The 15,280-nt window shown below is 60.7% G+C and carries 12 protein-coding genes; 6 read left to right on the forward strand and 6 right to left on the reverse strand.

Features of this window, described 5'->3' with window-relative positions; all coding sequences use genetic code 11:
- The first annotated feature begins 13 nt into the window (after window positions 1–13).
- The 3 genes from ugpC (at window position 14) to FHT93_RS11165 (ending at window position 4,487) form a co-directional block, all read left to right on the forward strand.
- Window positions 14–1,090, forward strand: coding sequence for a sn-glycerol-3-phosphate ABC transporter ATP-binding protein UgpC (gene ugpC / locus FHT93_RS11155; protein ID WP_018114856.1), 1,077 nt, complete (start codon window positions 14–16; stop codon window positions 1,088–1,090).
- 70 nt (window positions 1,091–1,160) lie between these two features.
- Window positions 1,161–2,036: a choline kinase family protein gene (locus tag FHT93_RS11160; protein ID WP_113016166.1), complete on the forward strand. Its 876-nt coding sequence runs from the start codon at window positions 1,161–1,163 to the stop codon at window positions 2,034–2,036.
- Complete coding sequence (locus FHT93_RS11165; protein ID WP_183847643.1) at window positions 2,037–4,487, forward strand: FAD-dependent oxidoreductase; 2,451 nt, start codon at window positions 2,037–2,039, stop codon at window positions 4,485–4,487.
- Between the two features lie 183 nt (window positions 4,488–4,670).
- Here the strand turns inward: FHT93_RS11165 and FHT93_RS11170 are convergent, their stop codons facing one another.
- Together FHT93_RS11170 and uxaC are read right to left on the reverse strand one after the other, a co-directional pair.
- Window positions 4,671–6,128, reverse strand: coding sequence for a mannitol dehydrogenase family protein (locus FHT93_RS11170; RefSeq protein WP_113016169.1), 1,458 nt, complete (start codon window positions 6,126–6,128; stop codon window positions 4,671–4,673).
- On the reverse strand, window positions 6,125–7,540 hold the full coding sequence (gene uxaC, locus FHT93_RS11175) for a glucuronate isomerase (protein WP_183847645.1): 1,416 nt from the start codon (window positions 7,538–7,540) through the stop codon (window positions 6,125–6,127). Before uxaC ends, FHT93_RS11170 begins: the two co-directional genes overlap by 4 nt.
- A gap of 170 nt (window positions 7,541–7,710) precedes the next feature.
- On the opposite strand from uxaC, the gene FHT93_RS11180 reads away from it, so the two are divergent.
- The 3 genes from FHT93_RS11180 (at window position 7,711) to FHT93_RS11190 (ending at window position 10,402) form a co-directional block, all read left to right on the forward strand.
- The gene (locus FHT93_RS11180; RefSeq protein ID WP_112542868.1) at window positions 7,711–7,920 is read left to right on the forward strand and encodes a SlyX family protein; all 210 of its coding nucleotides are present in this window, start codon (window positions 7,711–7,713) and stop codon (window positions 7,918–7,920) included.
- A 108-nt stretch (window positions 7,921–8,028) separates the two neighbouring features.
- The gene (locus FHT93_RS11185; protein WP_113016171.1) at window positions 8,029–8,655 is read left to right on the forward strand and encodes a ribonuclease D; all 627 of its coding nucleotides are present in this window, start codon (window positions 8,029–8,031) and stop codon (window positions 8,653–8,655) included.
- Window positions 8,656–8,878: 223 nt separating this feature from the next.
- A complete protein-coding gene (locus FHT93_RS11190; protein ID WP_183847647.1) occupies window positions 8,879–10,402 on the forward strand; it encodes a hypothetical protein in 1,524 nt (507 codons plus the stop codon).
- Window positions 10,403–10,530: 128 nt separating this feature from the next.
- Here FHT93_RS11190 and rpsA read toward each other — a convergent pair whose 3' ends face one another.
- The 4 genes from rpsA to aroA form a co-directional block, all read right to left on the reverse strand.
- Window positions 10,531–12,234 carry a 30S ribosomal protein S1 gene (gene rpsA / locus FHT93_RS11195; RefSeq protein ID WP_112542865.1) on the reverse strand — a complete coding sequence of 568 codons (1,704 nt, stop codon included), beginning with the start codon at window positions 12,232–12,234 and terminating at the stop codon, window positions 10,531–10,533.
- A gap of 176 nt (window positions 12,235–12,410) precedes the next feature.
- Window positions 12,411–13,055, reverse strand: coding sequence for a (d)CMP kinase (gene cmk / locus FHT93_RS11200; RefSeq protein ID WP_246781596.1), 645 nt, complete (start codon window positions 13,053–13,055; stop codon window positions 12,411–12,413).
- Window positions 13,056–13,059: 4 nt separating this feature from the next.
- Window positions 13,060–13,701: an FMN-binding negative transcriptional regulator gene (locus FHT93_RS11205; RefSeq protein ID WP_183847651.1), complete on the reverse strand. Its 642-nt coding sequence runs from the start codon at window positions 13,699–13,701 to the stop codon at window positions 13,060–13,062.
- 1 nt (window position 13,702) lies between these two features.
- Window positions 13,703–15,055: a 3-phosphoshikimate 1-carboxyvinyltransferase gene (aroA, locus tag FHT93_RS11210; protein ID WP_183847653.1), complete on the reverse strand. Its 1,353-nt coding sequence runs from the start codon at window positions 15,053–15,055 to the stop codon at window positions 13,703–13,705.
- Window positions 15,056–15,280 lie beyond the last annotated feature (225 nt).

The raw sequence follows: 15,280 nt of genomic DNA on the forward strand, positions 1-15,280 counted from the left end.
GGGATTTCGGAACATGGCAACGAGTGTCGTTCTTCAGAAGGTCGAGAAGCGCTATGGGCAGCTCGACGTCATCCACGGCATCGACCTGACGATCGATCCCGGTGAGTTCGCGGTCTTCGTCGGCCCGTCTGGCTGCGGCAAGTCCACGCTGCTGCGCATGATCGCCGGCCTCGAGGAAATCTCCGGTGGTGCGCTGCTGCTCGATAATGAGCGCATGAACGAAGTGACGCCCGCCAAGCGCGGCATCGCCATGGTCTTCCAGTCCTATGCGCTCTATCCGCATATGTCGGTCTACAAGAACCTAGCCTTCGGTCTCGAAACCGCAGGCTACAAGCGGGCGGAAATCGAACCGAAAGTACGCCGCGCCGCGCAGATCCTGCAAATCGAGAAGCTGCTGGAGCGCAAGCCGAAGGCACTCTCGGGTGGCCAGCGCCAGCGTGTTGCAATCGGCCGTGCCATCGTGCGTGAGCCGCGCATCTTCCTCTTCGACGAGCCGCTGTCCAACCTCGATGCTGAACTGCGCGTCCAGATGCGCGTAGAGATTTCCCGCCTGCACCGCAGTCTCGGCAACACGATGATCTATGTCACCCACGACCAGGTGGAAGCCATGACGATGGCCGACAAGATCGTCGTTCTGAATTCCGGTCGGATCGAGCAGGTTGGCGCCCCTCTCGACCTCTACAACAATCCCGCCAATCGTTTCGTCGCCGGCTTTATCGGCAGCCCGAAGATGAACTTCCTCAATGCCAGGATCGAAAGTGTCACCGACGCCGGTTCGACGCTTAACGTCTGCGGCAGCTCAATCCAGCTCGGCCGTCGGCTTGCCGGTCAGCCGGGCCAGGACGTCACCTTCGGCATCCGTCCAGAACATCTTGCTGTGACGGAAGGCGGCACCGTGCTCTCGACCGTCAATGTCGATCTCGTCGAAAATCTCGGTGGCGCCACCATGCTCTACGCAACGACGCCGGACAACCAGGCGCTGACCATAGCGCTTGATGGTCAGCAGAAGGTCGAGCGCGGCACCAATGTGAAGGCATCCTTCGATCCCGCCCGCTGTCACGTTTTCGACGCCAGCGGCAAGACGATCTGAAAAAGCCGCCGCTTGACAGCCGATCCCTCTCAAGCCCATCATTTCCTTGAGGGTGACGAGGGGGATAGGCGTGACGCCTGAAGAGAGGATCCATGCGCTTGGCATTTGGCAAGGTCCGATCGACATAGTTCCGATCACCGGCGGCCTCACCAACCGGAACTATCTGGTGAGAGATGGCGCGCAGCGTCGCGTTGTCCGCCTGGGCGATGATATCCCGGTCCACCACATCAACAGGCAGAACGAGCTTGCGGCAAGCCGTGCAGGCCATGCGGCCGGCATCTCGCCTGCCGTTATCCACCATGCGCCAGGCGTGCTGGTTCTCGATTTCATCGATGCCAAACCACTGTCGCCTGATGATGTCAGGAAGCCCGAAACGCTTGCCCGTCTCATTCCACTGATCCGCGCCTGCCACCGCGACATGGCCCGCCATTTTCGCGGTCAGGCGCTGATCTTTTGGGTTTTCCATGTGATCCGCGATTACATCGCAAACTTGAAGGCTGCCGGCAGTCTTTATGCGCCGCTGCTGAACGAGCTGCTTGCCAAAGCCGAGCGTCTCGAAGAAGCCGCAGGCCCCTTCGAGATTGCCTTCGGTCACAACGACCTGCTCGCCGCCAATTTTCTCGACGATGGCAGACGGCTTTGGCTGATCGACTGGGATTACGCCGGCTTCAATACGCCGCTATTCGATCTCGGCGGTCTTGCGTCCAACAGCGAGTTTTCTGCAGAGGCGGAGCGCATGATGCTGGAAACCTATTTCGATCGGCCGCTGACGGATGATTTGAGCCGCCGCTACCAGGCCATGAAGTGCGCCTCGCTGCTGCGCGAGACGCTCTGGAGCATGATCTCCGAGATCCATTCGACCATCGATTTCGACTACGCCACCTATACCGCCGAAAATCTTGCGCGCTTCGAGCGCGCCTATCGGGCATTTGAACAGGATCATTGAATGACGAAGGAATTACCGAAGACGGCAAAGGCCGTGGTCATCGGCGGCGGCATCGTCGGCTGCTCGACCGCCTATCATCTGGCCAAACTCGGCTGGACAGACACGGTGCTGCTGGAGCGCAAGAAATTGACCTCCGGCACGACATTCCACGCCGCCGGCCTCGTCGGGCAATTGCGCACCAGCGCCAATATCACCCAGCTTCTGGGATATTCCGTCGACCTCTACAAGAAGCTCGAAGCCGAGACCGGCCTCGGCACCGGCTGGAAGATGAATGGCGGCCTACGGCTTGCCTGTAACGAGGAGCGCTGGATCGAGGTCAAGCGTCAGGCGACGACGGCCCAGTCCTTCGGCCTCGAAATGCATCTTCTGAATCCGCAGGAGGCCTTTGATCTCTGGCCGCTGATGACGACAGACGATCTCGTCGGCGCCGCCTATCTGCCGACGGATGGCCAGGCCAATCCCTCCGACATTACCCAGGCGCTGGCAAAAGGTGCCCGTATGGCCGGCGTTTCTATCTTCGAGGACACAGAAGTACTCGATCTCGAAATCGACAAGGGCAGAATCCGCGCCGTCATCACTGCTCAAGGCCGTATCGAATGCGAGCGGGTCGTGGTCTGCGCCGGCCAATGGACCCGCAGTTTCGCCGCCCGCTTCGGCGTCAACGTGCCGCTTGTTTCCGTCGAACATCAGTACATCATTACCGAATCCTTCGGTGTGCCTTCCAATCTCCCGACACTGCGCGACCCCGATCGCCTCACCTATTACAAGGAAGAGGTCGGCGGCATGGTCATGGGCGGCTATGAGCCGAATCCTATCGGCTGGGCCATGGACGGCATACCCGAAGGTTTCCACTACACGCTGCTCGACAGCAATTTCGATCACTTCGAACAGATCATGGAGCAGGCGCTCGGTCGCGTGCCCGCTCTTGAAAACGCGGGCATCAAGCAGCTTCTGAACGGCCCGGAGAGTTTTACGCCCGATGGCAACTTCATCCTCGGCGAAGCGCCGGAACTGAAGAATTTCTTCGTCGGCGCCGGCTTCAACGCCTTCGGCATCGCGTCTGCCGGTGGCGCCGGCATGGCACTTGCCGAATTGGTGACGAAGGGCGAGCCGCCCTACGACCTCTGGCCGGTCGATATCCGCCGCTTCGGCCGCCCGCATTTCGACACGGACTGGGTTCGCACGAGAACGCTGGAGGCCTATGGCAAACACTACACGCTGGCCTTTCCCTTTGAGGAATATGCAAGTGGCCGTCCCTGCCGCAAGTCGCCGCTTTATGAACGGCTGAAGGCGCAGGGCGCCTGCTTCGGCGAAAAACTCGGCTGGGAGCGGCCGAACTGGTTTGCCGATCTCTTCGCCAATGAGGAGCCGAAGGATATCTATACCTATGGCCGCCAGAACTGGTTCGAGGCCGTTGGCCGCGAGCACAAGGCGGTGCGCGAAGCAGCCGTCATCTTCGACCAGACCTCCTTTGCCAAATTCGTGCTGAAGGGCAGGGATGCCGAGACGGCACTGTCATGGATTGCTGCCAACGATGTCTCAAAGCCCGTGGGATCACTGATCTACACGCAAATGCTGAACGACAAGGGCGGCATCGAATGCGACGTGACCTGCGCGCGCATTGCCGAAAACGAATATTACATTGTCACCGGCACCGGCTTTGCCACGCACGATTTTGACTGGATTTCGCGCAGCATTCCCGATGGCCTCCACGCCGAACTCGTCGATGTCACTTCCGCCTATACTGTGCTCTCGCTGATGGGCCCGAATTCCCGCACCATCCTGGAAAGGGTCACGACAAGTGACATCTCCAATGCTGGCTTCCCCTTCGGTCGGGTCAAGACCATCGGCATTGCCGGCTGCCCTGTGCGGGCGTTGCGCATTACCTATGTCGGCGAACTCGGCTACGAACTGCATGTGCCGATCGAATACGCGACGACCGTTTATGATGCGCTGATGGCCGCAGACGGGCAGTTCGGCCTCGTCAACGCCGGCTATCGCGCGATCGAGAGCTGCCGGCTGGAAAAGGGCTATCGCGCCTGGGGTTCTGATATCGGTCCTGATCACACGCCCATCGAAGCTGGGCTCGGCTGGGCGGTGAAGACACGCAGGACCACGCCTTTCAAGGGGCGGGCGGCGATCGAGCGGCAGCTCGAAAGCGGTGTGAAGAAGATGCTCGCCTGCTTTGTGCCCGATGATCCCGATATCGTGCTGCTTGGCCGTGAAACCATCTACCGTGACGGACAGCGCGTCGGCTGGCTTTCCAGTGGCGGCTTCGGTTATACCATCGGTAAGCCAATCGGTTACGGCTATGTGCGTCATAGCGATGGCGTAACGGAGGATTTTGTCCTCTCCGGCGTCTATGAGCTGGATGTCGCGCGCGAACGCGTGCCCTGCAAGGTTTCGCTAAAGCCGCTCTATGACCCCGAAATGAAGCGGATCAAGGCCTAAAGCATGTCGCGCCAAAGTGCGCAGCGGTTTTGCGATGACGAAGTGCGTAAAAGCAAAGACCTAAAGCTCGGCAAGCGAAACCTCGGGATGACGACGCGCTTTGGACGACTGCGGCGAGAACCGGCTTCCCTTGACGCGTTCTCATCCGGTGGCAGCCACGGGATGAGAACGGCGCGAAGTGCTTCAATAAAGGGGCAGCCTATTGTCCTGGATAAGAATCTCCAGCTTGTTCGCCACGTCCTCCGTCCAGGCGATGTTCCCGGTCAGCGCCTTCGGAAATAGGCCTGGCAGCTTGAACAGTGCAGCCGAGACCGCCGCGCCGTTGCGCGGCACATCGGCGATCAAAGCCGCAATCTCCCCGGCGCGAGGGTCACGCAACTCATAACGCTCGCCATTCCGATCGATGCCCGTCGCATAGCGCATCCAGGCCGCGACGGCGATCGCATAGGTCTCCGCTTTGCTACCCTTGGCAAGCGCTTCCGTTGCCGGTTCCAGCAGGCGCTGCGGCAGTTTCTGTGTGCCGTCCATGGCGATCTGATAGGTACGGTGGGCGATCGCCTTGTTTGCAAAGCGTGCTATCAATTCGTTCGCATAGGCATCGAGATCGATGCCGGGAACCGGATCCAGGGTCGCCGCCGCCGCACTCATGTGCCGGCGTGCCAGTGCTGCCAATCCTGCATCGTCCATGACGTCGCGGACAAATTCATAGCCAGCTATATAGCCGAGATAGGCGAGGAGCGAATGCGCGCCGTTCAGCATACGCAGCTTCATCTTCTCATAGGCCGAGACTTCCTCGACCATCAGCGCGCCATGAACCTTTTCCCACGCCGGACGGCCGTTGACGAAATGGTCCTCGATCACCCACTGGGTAAAGGGCTCCGTCTCGATTGCCGCCAGGTCCGTGCGGCCCGTCAGCCGCTTGGCATCGGCATAGGTCAGATCGGTGCTTGCCGGCGTAATGCGGTCGACCATCGTCGAAGGGAAAGGCACATTCGCCTCGATCCATCGATGCAGATCCGCATCGATGCGGGCGGTATATTCCAGCACCAGACGCTTCAGCACCGCGCCATTGCTCGGCAGGTTGTCGCAGCTGAGCGGCGTAAAGGGAGCGATACCCTTCTCCCGGCGCCGCCTCAGACCCTCGACGAGATAGCCGATGACGCCACGCGGCGCATGCCGGTTGGCGAGGTCGGCGACAATATCGGGATGCTTGAGGTCAAGCCCTCCGGTTGCCGGATCGAAACCATAGGCCTTTTCCGTCACCGTCATGCTGACGATGCGGATTTCAGGATCTTCGAGCCGTGTCAGCAGGCCCGCCGGATCGCGGGGCGCCACATGTGCCCCCAGGATCGAGCCGATAACATGAGCCGTCGTGCCCGATGTATCGCGGATCAGCACGGTATAGAGCCCGTTCTGGACGGAGAGGTTATCCGCGACATCGGGGGTGCGCAGGCTCGCCACCTCGATGCCCCAGTCGCCGCCGCCGGCTGCCAGCGCGCCGTCCGTGAAAGGCGCGAAATGCGCGCGGAAGAAGGCACCGGGACCGAGATGCAGGATGCCGGCCTTCAGCGCATTCCTGTCATAGGCAGGAAGCTTCGCCGTCGGCGCAAGGCCGGTCACGTTCTGTAATCTGTCGCTCACAGTTTGTAGGCCTTCTTCGCATTGTCATAGGAGAGTTCGCGCGCCACGGTCTCGGCTTCCTTTTTGGAAATCCGATGCTCGGCCGCAAGCTGCGCCAGGAAGCGGCAAATCTCGCGGCGCCAGACATCGTGACGGGCGGGTATCGACAGGAGCGCGCGCGTATCGTCGTTGAAGCCGGCGAGATTGGCGAAACCGGCTGTCTCGACGACCTGGTCGAGATAACGACGAATGCCGAGCGGGCTGTCGTGGAACCACCAGGGCGGCCCGATCATCAGGCAGGCCCAGTGGCCGGCCATTGGCGCAAGCTCCCGGGCATAGGTCGTCTCGTCGAGCGTGAAGAGCAGGATGCGCAGGCCAGGCGCGTGGCCGTATTTCGAAAGCAGGGCATTGAGGCCGCCGACCCAGTCCGTGCGCGTCGGAATATCGGCGCCCATATTCGGTCCACGGGTTTCGAAAAGTCCACGGTCCGTGTTGCGGCGCGAACCGGCATGGATCTGCATCATCATGCCATCTTCGGCCGAAAGCCCAGCCATTTCCGTCATCATCTGGCCGCGGAAAAGCTCTGCATCGGCGGCCGAAAGGGGACCCCTCAGCGCCTTGTCGAGCAGCACCTGCTTTTCGGCAAGCGGCAGATCGGCAGTAAAGGCCGTCGGCACGCCATGGTCGGTCGCCGTTGCGCCGAACTGGCGGAAATAGGCCCGCCGCTTGCGGTGCGCCTCGATCAGCCCATCCCACTTGGTGATGTCGCAGCCGGTGATCTCACCGAACTTGATGAGATTGTCGCGGAAGCCGATGGCATCGGGATCGGTGACGCTGTCCGGTCGGTAAGTGGTGCGCACTTTGCCGATCCAGCCGTCGGTCGCCATCTTCTGATGGTGCGGAAGCGGGTCGAGCGCGCCTTCGGTTGTGGCGATCGTCTCGATGCCGAAACGCTGGTGCAGCGCCCGCGGTCTGAACTCCGGAAGTTTCAGCTGCGTATTGATATGATCGTAGAGCGCATCGGCATTCTCAGTCGTCAGCGGCTCGGCGCAGCCGAGCACGGCCGACATGGCATGGTCGACCCAAAGGCTCGACGGCGTTCCGCGGAAAAGGTGATATTTGGCGGCGAAAGCGCGCCAGATATCGCGGCCGCTGGAAACCAGCTTGCCGTCGAGACGCGGCACGCCGAGCTCATCGAGTTTGGTGCCGGTGCTGTGCAGCATGCGGAAGAGATAGTGGTCGGGAATGACGAGCAGCGACGAGGCGTCTTCGAAGGCCTTGTCGTCTGCGAACCAGGACGGTTCGGTATGCCCGTGCGGGCTGACGATCGGAAGGGCGCGTACGGTCTCGTAGAGATCGCGTGCTATTGTCCGCGTTGCCGGATCGGCGGGAAAGAGCCGGTCCGGATGAAGAAAGCCATTGCCTACATCCATCAGTTATCCTCCCTGATGGGATAAGGGCCTACCCCACAAGACGGAATGCGGCAAGGGCTTTTAGTAACCAAATGGTTCATTTCGGAATCGTTTTCGTGAGGCCTCGAAACCATTGACGCTTCGGCCTATTTGGGCTTTGGAATGCCATCTGATTTCCCCGGAGAAAACCGATGTCCGACGAGGCAGCCCGCATCACGAAGCTGGAAGAAATGCTGGCCCATCAGGCAAAGACGATTGATGAGCTTTCCGATCAGCTTGCCGAACAATGGAAAGTCATGGAGCAGACGCGCGCCAAGCTGGATCGATTGACCGAGCGGTTCCTGAGCCTGGAGGAACAATCGCTGGAAGCGCCGGCAATCACCAAACCGCCGCACTACTGAGCGGGCAGCGCAGCGGAGCCGGTGACCGACCTGCAGCAGGAAAGCGGTTTCGCGCTTCCCGCCTTTGCGATATAGCCCGGAAAGACGAAGCTGAACGAGAGACATCCCATGGCGGCCATCATCCGTTATCACCAGGGCGATATTTCCGCGGCGGACGCCGCCCGTTACACCGGCGCGATCGCGATCGATACCGAAACGCTCGGTCTCGTGCCGCGCCGGGACCGCCTCTGCGTCGTACAGCTTTCGCCGGGCGACGGCTCTGCCGATGTGATCCGCATAGCGGCCGGTCAGAAGGAAGCGCCAAACCTCACCGCGCTGCTTGCCGATCCGTCGCGCCAGAAGATCTTTCATTATGGCCGTTTCGATATCGCCGTGCTCTTCCACACGTTCGGCGTCACCACTACGCCGGTCTTCTGTACGAAGATCGCTTCGCGCCTCATCCGCACCTACACCGATCGCCACGGGCTGAAGGACAATCTCAAGGAGATGCTCGACGTCGATATCTCCAAGACGCAGCAATCCTCCGATTGGGCTGCCGAAACGCTCTCGCAGGCGCAGCTCGAATATGCCGCCTCTGATGTCCTCTATCTGCATGCGCTGCGCGACAAGCTGAACGAGCGCCTGATTCGCGACGGCCGCCTCGAGCACGCGACGGCCTGCTTCGAATTCCTGCCGACGCGCGCCAAGCTCGATCTTCTCGGCTGGGAAGAGGCAGACATCTTCGCCCATAGCTGACATCGGCCTTTAATCGGACATGCCCACGGCCGTAGACTGGCGTCTGCGGCCGTTAGCCGTTCGTTAAGATATTTTCAGTAACATTCTCTTCAATTTTTATGCATTCGACGGTGCAAAACGCGCCGATGCGGACAGGAGGATCTGCCGGGATGCACGGGGCCGGATGAGCGCGGTCTCGTTGTACGACCTGCTTTCATAGCCACTTTGCGAAAGGAGCGTGCCTGTGTTGTCTCCCATTCGTTCAGCGTCCAATGCAAGCCTTTCTTCTCAGGGTCAGACGGCGGCAATCGTTGCCGGTGGCCTCGGCCGTTCGGTGGTCGCCCCCACCCCGGTAAATGCAGTTGAAGCGGCCGATCTGAATGCCGCGATTGCCGGCAAGCTCAATATTCTGCTCATCGCCGCGCGCCAGCGCATGATTGAAGCACTTCTCGACATCATCAATGCAACAGGGCGCACCATCGCGCTGCAACGCGGCGAAGGCGAATCCGATCAGGCTTTTGCCACCCGCGTTGCCGATGCCATCCGTCGCATGCCCGATGCCCAGATCGACGCGGTCGAGCGCCAGCTTTCCGATGACGGACATAGCCTGCCGCTGAAAATGATCGCCGCTGCCCTCAGGGACCCTACCGGGCCGGAGGCGACGCGTGTCATCACCTATGTCGAGATGATCAACTACAAGGACAGGGATCTCGCAGCCCGTGCCGTGGTCCGCTCCTATCGCCAGAACGATGCCGCACCGCCGCGGATCGAGCAGCGGCCGGAAATCAGGCTTCAGGAAGAAAACCTTCCCGCTGCACGTCCGTCCGCAGCAAAGCCGGCTGAAACTGCAACAATGCCTCCTGCCGAAGAAATCGCTCCGGCCGAGGCAGCCGCTGTCGTGACAACGGATCTGACTGTCGAGGACCGGCAGACCGGCAGTCAGTCCGCGACAGCAGCGCATGAAGCTTCACCGCAGGCAGCCGCGCAGGCAGAGACGGACGAAGCCCCGGCCGCATCTGCGGATGGGGAAGTGGTCGAACCGGAACAGGCTGGACCCGCTGCCGAGCAGCAGACAATCTCCGCCAGGGCTGACCCGGTTATCCCGCGCAACTGGACCGGCATCGCCAATTCCATGACCGAGCGGGTTTCACAGATGATCGCAACAATCATCCGCGAGCAGGAGGCAACTGCCCTGTTGGCGGATACAACGGTCGAAGCCGCCGTCGAAATCGATGCCATGCTGGACGAGGCCGTCATCAGTGAGGCGAAAGAGAGTTTGGTTCGCCCAACCCCGGAAGACGTGGTCGAGCCTGTATCGGCCCAGCCCAACCAAGTTCCTCGCTCGTCCCAGGCGGAGATCCCTGCAGCCGCGCAGCCGACGCGTCCTGCCAGGGAGGTTGCCGCTCAGCCGCAGCCGATTCCTCTCCCGGTAGTCGAGACACCCTCATACGTACCGCTCGCGGCACGTATGCCGGACGGTCTGCCTTACGCCCAGACGCCCTACCAGTTCGCTCGCGACGAATATAAGGCAACCAAGGCCGATGAGCCGCCTCATCGGCAACATGAAAATGGCGGCTCTCAGGATCAGCAGCAACAGCAGCAGGCGCAATCCGGTCAGGGCGGTGAAGAGCAGCAGGCCGGGGAGGGGGAAGCCCCGCGTGAGGAGCGGCGCCAACCTAAGATGTTCGATCCCGATCCGTCGACTGCACCGGCAACCGTCGCTGACCCGGTCTATGCCCTTTACCAGCGCATGGTCGGCTGGGAGTAATCCGGAGCAATTCCAGCAAAGCGCCTGACGATTTTGTGTAGGAGCAAGGAATTTTAGAAACCTCCCAAAACGAAAGAACCCGCCGGATTGCTCCGGCGGGTTCTTCATTTCAATGGATCAGCGAAGGATTATTCGCCGCCGCGGTTCTTCAGAGCCGCGCCGAGAATGTCGCCGAGGGAAGCGCCGGAGTCGGACGAACCGAACTGAGCAACGGCTTCCTTCTCTTCCGCGATTTCCAGAGCCTTGATGGACAGCATGATCTTGCGGTCCTTCTTGGAGAAGTTGGTAACGCGGGCATCAACGGTCTGGCCGACCGAGAAGCGTTCCGGACGCTGTTCGTCGCGATCGCGAGCGAGGTCGGCGCGACGGATGAAGGAAGTGATGTCTTCGTGGTTGACGAGCTTCACTTCGATACCACCGTCGTTGACAGCGATGACTTCGCACGAAACGACAGCGTTCTTGCGCAGGTCGCCGGAAGCAGCGGCTTCGCCAACTGCATCCTTGCCGAGCTGCTTGATGCCGAGCGAGATGCGTTCCTTTTCGACGTCGACGTCGAGAACGACAGCCTTGACGACGTCGCCCTTGTTGAACTCCTCGATGACCTGTTCGCCCGGACGGTTCCAGTCGAGGTCGGAGAGGTGAACCATGCCGTCGACGTCGCCGTCGAGGCCGATGAACAGGCCGAATTCGGTCTTGTTCTTGACTTCGCCTTCGACTTCAGTGCCGGCCGGATGGCTGCGGGCGAATGCTGCCCACGGGTTTTCCAGCGTCTGCTTGAGGCCGAGCGAAATACGGCGCTTGGACGGATCGACTTCGAGAACGACGACTTCGACTTCCTGGCTCGTGGACAGGATCTTGCCGGGGTGAACGTTCTTCTTGGTCCAGGACATTTCCGAGATGTGGATCAGGCCTTCGATGCCCGGCTCCAGCTCGACGAACGCACCGTAGTCGGTGATGTTCGTAACGGTACCGGAAATCTTCTTGCCTTCCGGATACTTGGCCTGGATGCCATCCCACGGATCGGACTCGAGCTGCTTCATGCCGAGCGAGATGCGGTGGGTTTCCTGGTTGATGCGGATGATCTGAACCTTGACCTGCTGGCCGATGTTCAGGATTTCCGACGGATGGTTCACACGGCGCCATGCCATGTCGGTGACGTGCAGCAGGCCGTCGATGCCGCCGAGGTCAACGAACGCACCGTAATCGGTGATGTTCTTGACGACGCCGTCAACAACCTGGCCTTCTTCGAGGTTCTGAACGATCTCAGAACGCTGCTCGGCACGGGATTCTTCCAGAACCGTACGGCGCGAAACCACGATGTTGCCGCGACGCTTGTCCATCTTGAGGATTTCGAAGGGCTGCGGGTTGTGCATCAGCGGGGTAACGTCGCGGATCGGGCGGATATCGACCTGAGAGCGCGGCAGGAAGGCGATCGCACCGTCGAGATCGACCGTGAAGCCGCCCTTGACCTGGTTGAAGATAACGCCTTCGACACGCTCGCCAGCTTCGAACTTGGCTTCGAGCTTGACCCAGCTTTCTTCGCGGCGAGCCTTCTCGCGCGACAGAACGGCTTCACCGAGCGCGTTTTCGATACGCTCGACGTAGACTTCGACTTCATCGCCAACCTTGAGCTGGCCGTCCTTGGCACGTGCGCCGAATTCCTTGAGCGCGATGCGGCCTTCGACCTTCAGGCCGACGTCAACAACGGCGACATCCTTTTCGATGCCCGTGACGATACCCTTGGTAACATAGCCTTCAGCCAGATCATTCTTGGCAAAGGACTCTTCGAGAAGGGCCGCGAAATCCTCGCGAGAGGGAGTTGCTACTGACATAAAATCTCCTGCGTGGCCTTCGATAGCGTCAAGGCTCACGTATGCGCCGGTTGGTTCGAGTTGAATGGGCCTGAACCCAGTCCGCCCTCTTTCAAGAAGGCAATCCGGCGCTTGGACGGAATTTCAGGCTTGCTTTCGCATGAGCGTCCCGCGCACGAACACGGAAACCGCTTGATTTAGGCATTTCGGCTCAAGGCGGCGTCGATAATCGACTGAGCAGCTTGAAACGCGGCCTCTATACTCATTTCCGACGTGTCAAGCAAGTGCGCATCGACGGCCGGCTTCATCGGGCTGTCCGCCCTGTTCATGTCGCGATCGTCGCGTCGTTTGACGTCCTCGAAGATTGCGTCGAAATCTGCTGTACCCCCCTTGCCGATGATCTCGTCGTAGCGGCGTCTTGCGCGCACTTCCGGCGATGCCGTCACATAGAGTTTCACAGGTGCCGCAGGGCAGACGACGGTGCCGATATCGCGCCCGTCGAGAACCGTTCCTGGCACCTTCTTAGAAAACCGCCGCTGCGCCTCGACCAGCGCCCGGCGAACTGCCGGCATGACAGCAATTTTCGATGCGGCCTCACCGATCTCGTGTCTCGACAATATATTGCGATCCAGTCCGGCGAGTTCAACCTCACGTGCCATCTTTTCGGCGACAGTCTCGTCATCAAGTGGCAGTCCGGCATCGATGAGCGCCTTGGCCGTCGCCCTGTAGGTCAGACCTGTATCGAGGTGATGGAAGCCGTATTGCTCGGCGATCCCTCGCGAAAGCGTGCCCTTGCCCGCCGCGGCCGGACCGTCGATGGCGATGATGAAACTGTCCGTCATGACGTCATTCCGTGCCAAGGCCGCCATAGCGGCGCACCAGTTCCTGCATTTCGGCCTGCTCTGCCATTTCGTTGAGGCCCTTGGCAACACCTTCGCGGTCGGCAACCGGCCGATTCTGGCTGACTTTCCATTTACCGTCGATCTCGGCGATTTCGATTTCGATGCCGACAATGCCTTTCAGTTGCGCACGGATGAAATCGTCAGGTGCATCGCTGACGGCCCACGGCTTTTCACGCAGGCCCTCCTGCTGACCGGTGAGCGCGTTGATCTGCGCGAGGAGCCAGGCGGCATCTTCGATCACCCGTGCAGGCCCGCGCGCCTGCACGACCGCATAGTTCCAGGTCGGAACCACGTTGCCGGTCTCGGCCTTGGTCTGGTACCAGGACGGCGTGATATAGGAATCGACCCCCTGGAAGACGGCAAGTATGGGTGTACCGGCGGCGATATCGCGCCACTGACCGTTCGCGCGCGCCAGATGCAGCCGCAAGGTTCCTTTGCCGGAAGCCTCGGCATCAAGATGGAATGGCACCGAATTGGCAATCAGACCGGAGGCGCCCGCCGTGATCAGCAGGCCAAGCGGATGTGCGCGGATAAGCGCATGCTGCACATTGAGATCATCCTCGCGAAAATGCGGTGGCTGGTACATGTCAGGCCCGTTCGATCTCTGCCCCAAGGCTTTTCATCAGATCCATGAACTGCGGAAAGCGGACCGCAATCATGCTGCTGTCATCGATACCGACAGGATGCTCCGAAGCCAATCCCATGACAAGGAAACTCATGGCGACGCGATGGTCGAGATGCGTAGAGACCGGCACAAGGCCTGCATTGCCGAGCCCCTTTCCGTCCGTCCGGCCGGTGACCGCAAGCCAGTCCAGGCCTTCCTCGCAATCGACGCCGTTGAGCTTAAGCCCTTCCGCAATGATTGAGAGCCGCTCCGGCTCGTTGATCCGCAGTTCCTGCAGCCCATTCATGACCGTCCGGCCCTTGGCGAAGCCGGCGGCGACAGCAAGAACAGGATAGTCGTCCATCATCGATGGCGTCCGCTCTGCTGGAACGGTGGTTCCGGTCAGTTCGGAATGACGCACCCGCAAATCCGCCACATCCTCGCCGCCCGAAACCCGCGGATTGAGGATCTCGATATCCGCACGCATCTCCCGCAGTGTCAGGATCAGTGCTGCCCGCGTCGGGTTCATCAGTACATTGGAAATGACGATGTCGGAGCCTGGCACCAGCAAAGCCGCCACCAGCGGGAAAGCGGCGGAGGAGGGATCGCCCGGTACATCGATCTTCTGGCCGATCAGCCTGCCGCGTCCCTGCAGTCGAACCGTCCGAGTGCCCTCCTTGTCGGTCTCAGCGGACAGTTCTGCACCGAAGCCGGCCAACATCTTTTCCGTATGGTCACGCGTGATCGCCGGTTCGATAACCGTCGTCACACCCGGAACGTTGAGGCCGGCCAGCAGTATCGCCGACTTCGCCTGCGCGGAGGCGAGGGGCAGGGTGTGGTGGATCGGGGATGGCGTTTCCGGCCCACGCAGCATAACCGGCAGGCGATCGCCCTCCACTGACTTCACCTGAACACCCATGCGGCGTAACGGATCAAGCACGCGGCCCATCGGCTGCCGGGAAAGCGAGGCGTCGCCGGTAAAGACGGTGTCGAAATCATACGCGCCGGCAAGGCCCATGATCAGGCGTACGGCAGTGCCGGAACTGCCAAAATCGAGCGGAATCTCCGGCGCAAGCAATGCGCCGTTGCCTGTCCCGTTGATGATCCACGTGTCGCCCTCCTTGCGGATCACGGCACCCATGGCCTGCATCACCTTCGCAATATTGAGCACATCTTCGCCTTCGAGGAGCCCGGCAATACGCGTTTCGCCCGATGCCAGTCCGCCGAGTATCAGTGCGCGATGCAAGATCGATCTGTCGCCGGGAATACGGATGGTTCCGGAAAGCCCGGAGGATTTGCGGGCGATGGCCGGCTTCGATGCGGAACCCTGCGACATGGGTTAATCCCTTGCAACGGCGATATATTCGCGCCACTCACGGCTTGGTGCCGGTATGTCTTTCCGGTCGGCCTTGCGGCAATCGCGGTTGGTTAGCACAAACTTGCCGAGCGGTCATCCGGCAGGCTGGGCGAAAGCCTGAGGCCCCCCGTGAAGTTTAGCTTTGACACGGGAAGCCGTACCGATTAAGGGGACCGGCTTATAAATTCCGAATAGAACGCCGGT

The sequence above is a fragment of the Rhizobium sp. BK379 genome, from assembly GCF_014193955.1.
GTDB lineage: Bacteria > Pseudomonadota > Alphaproteobacteria > Rhizobiales > Rhizobiaceae > Rhizobium.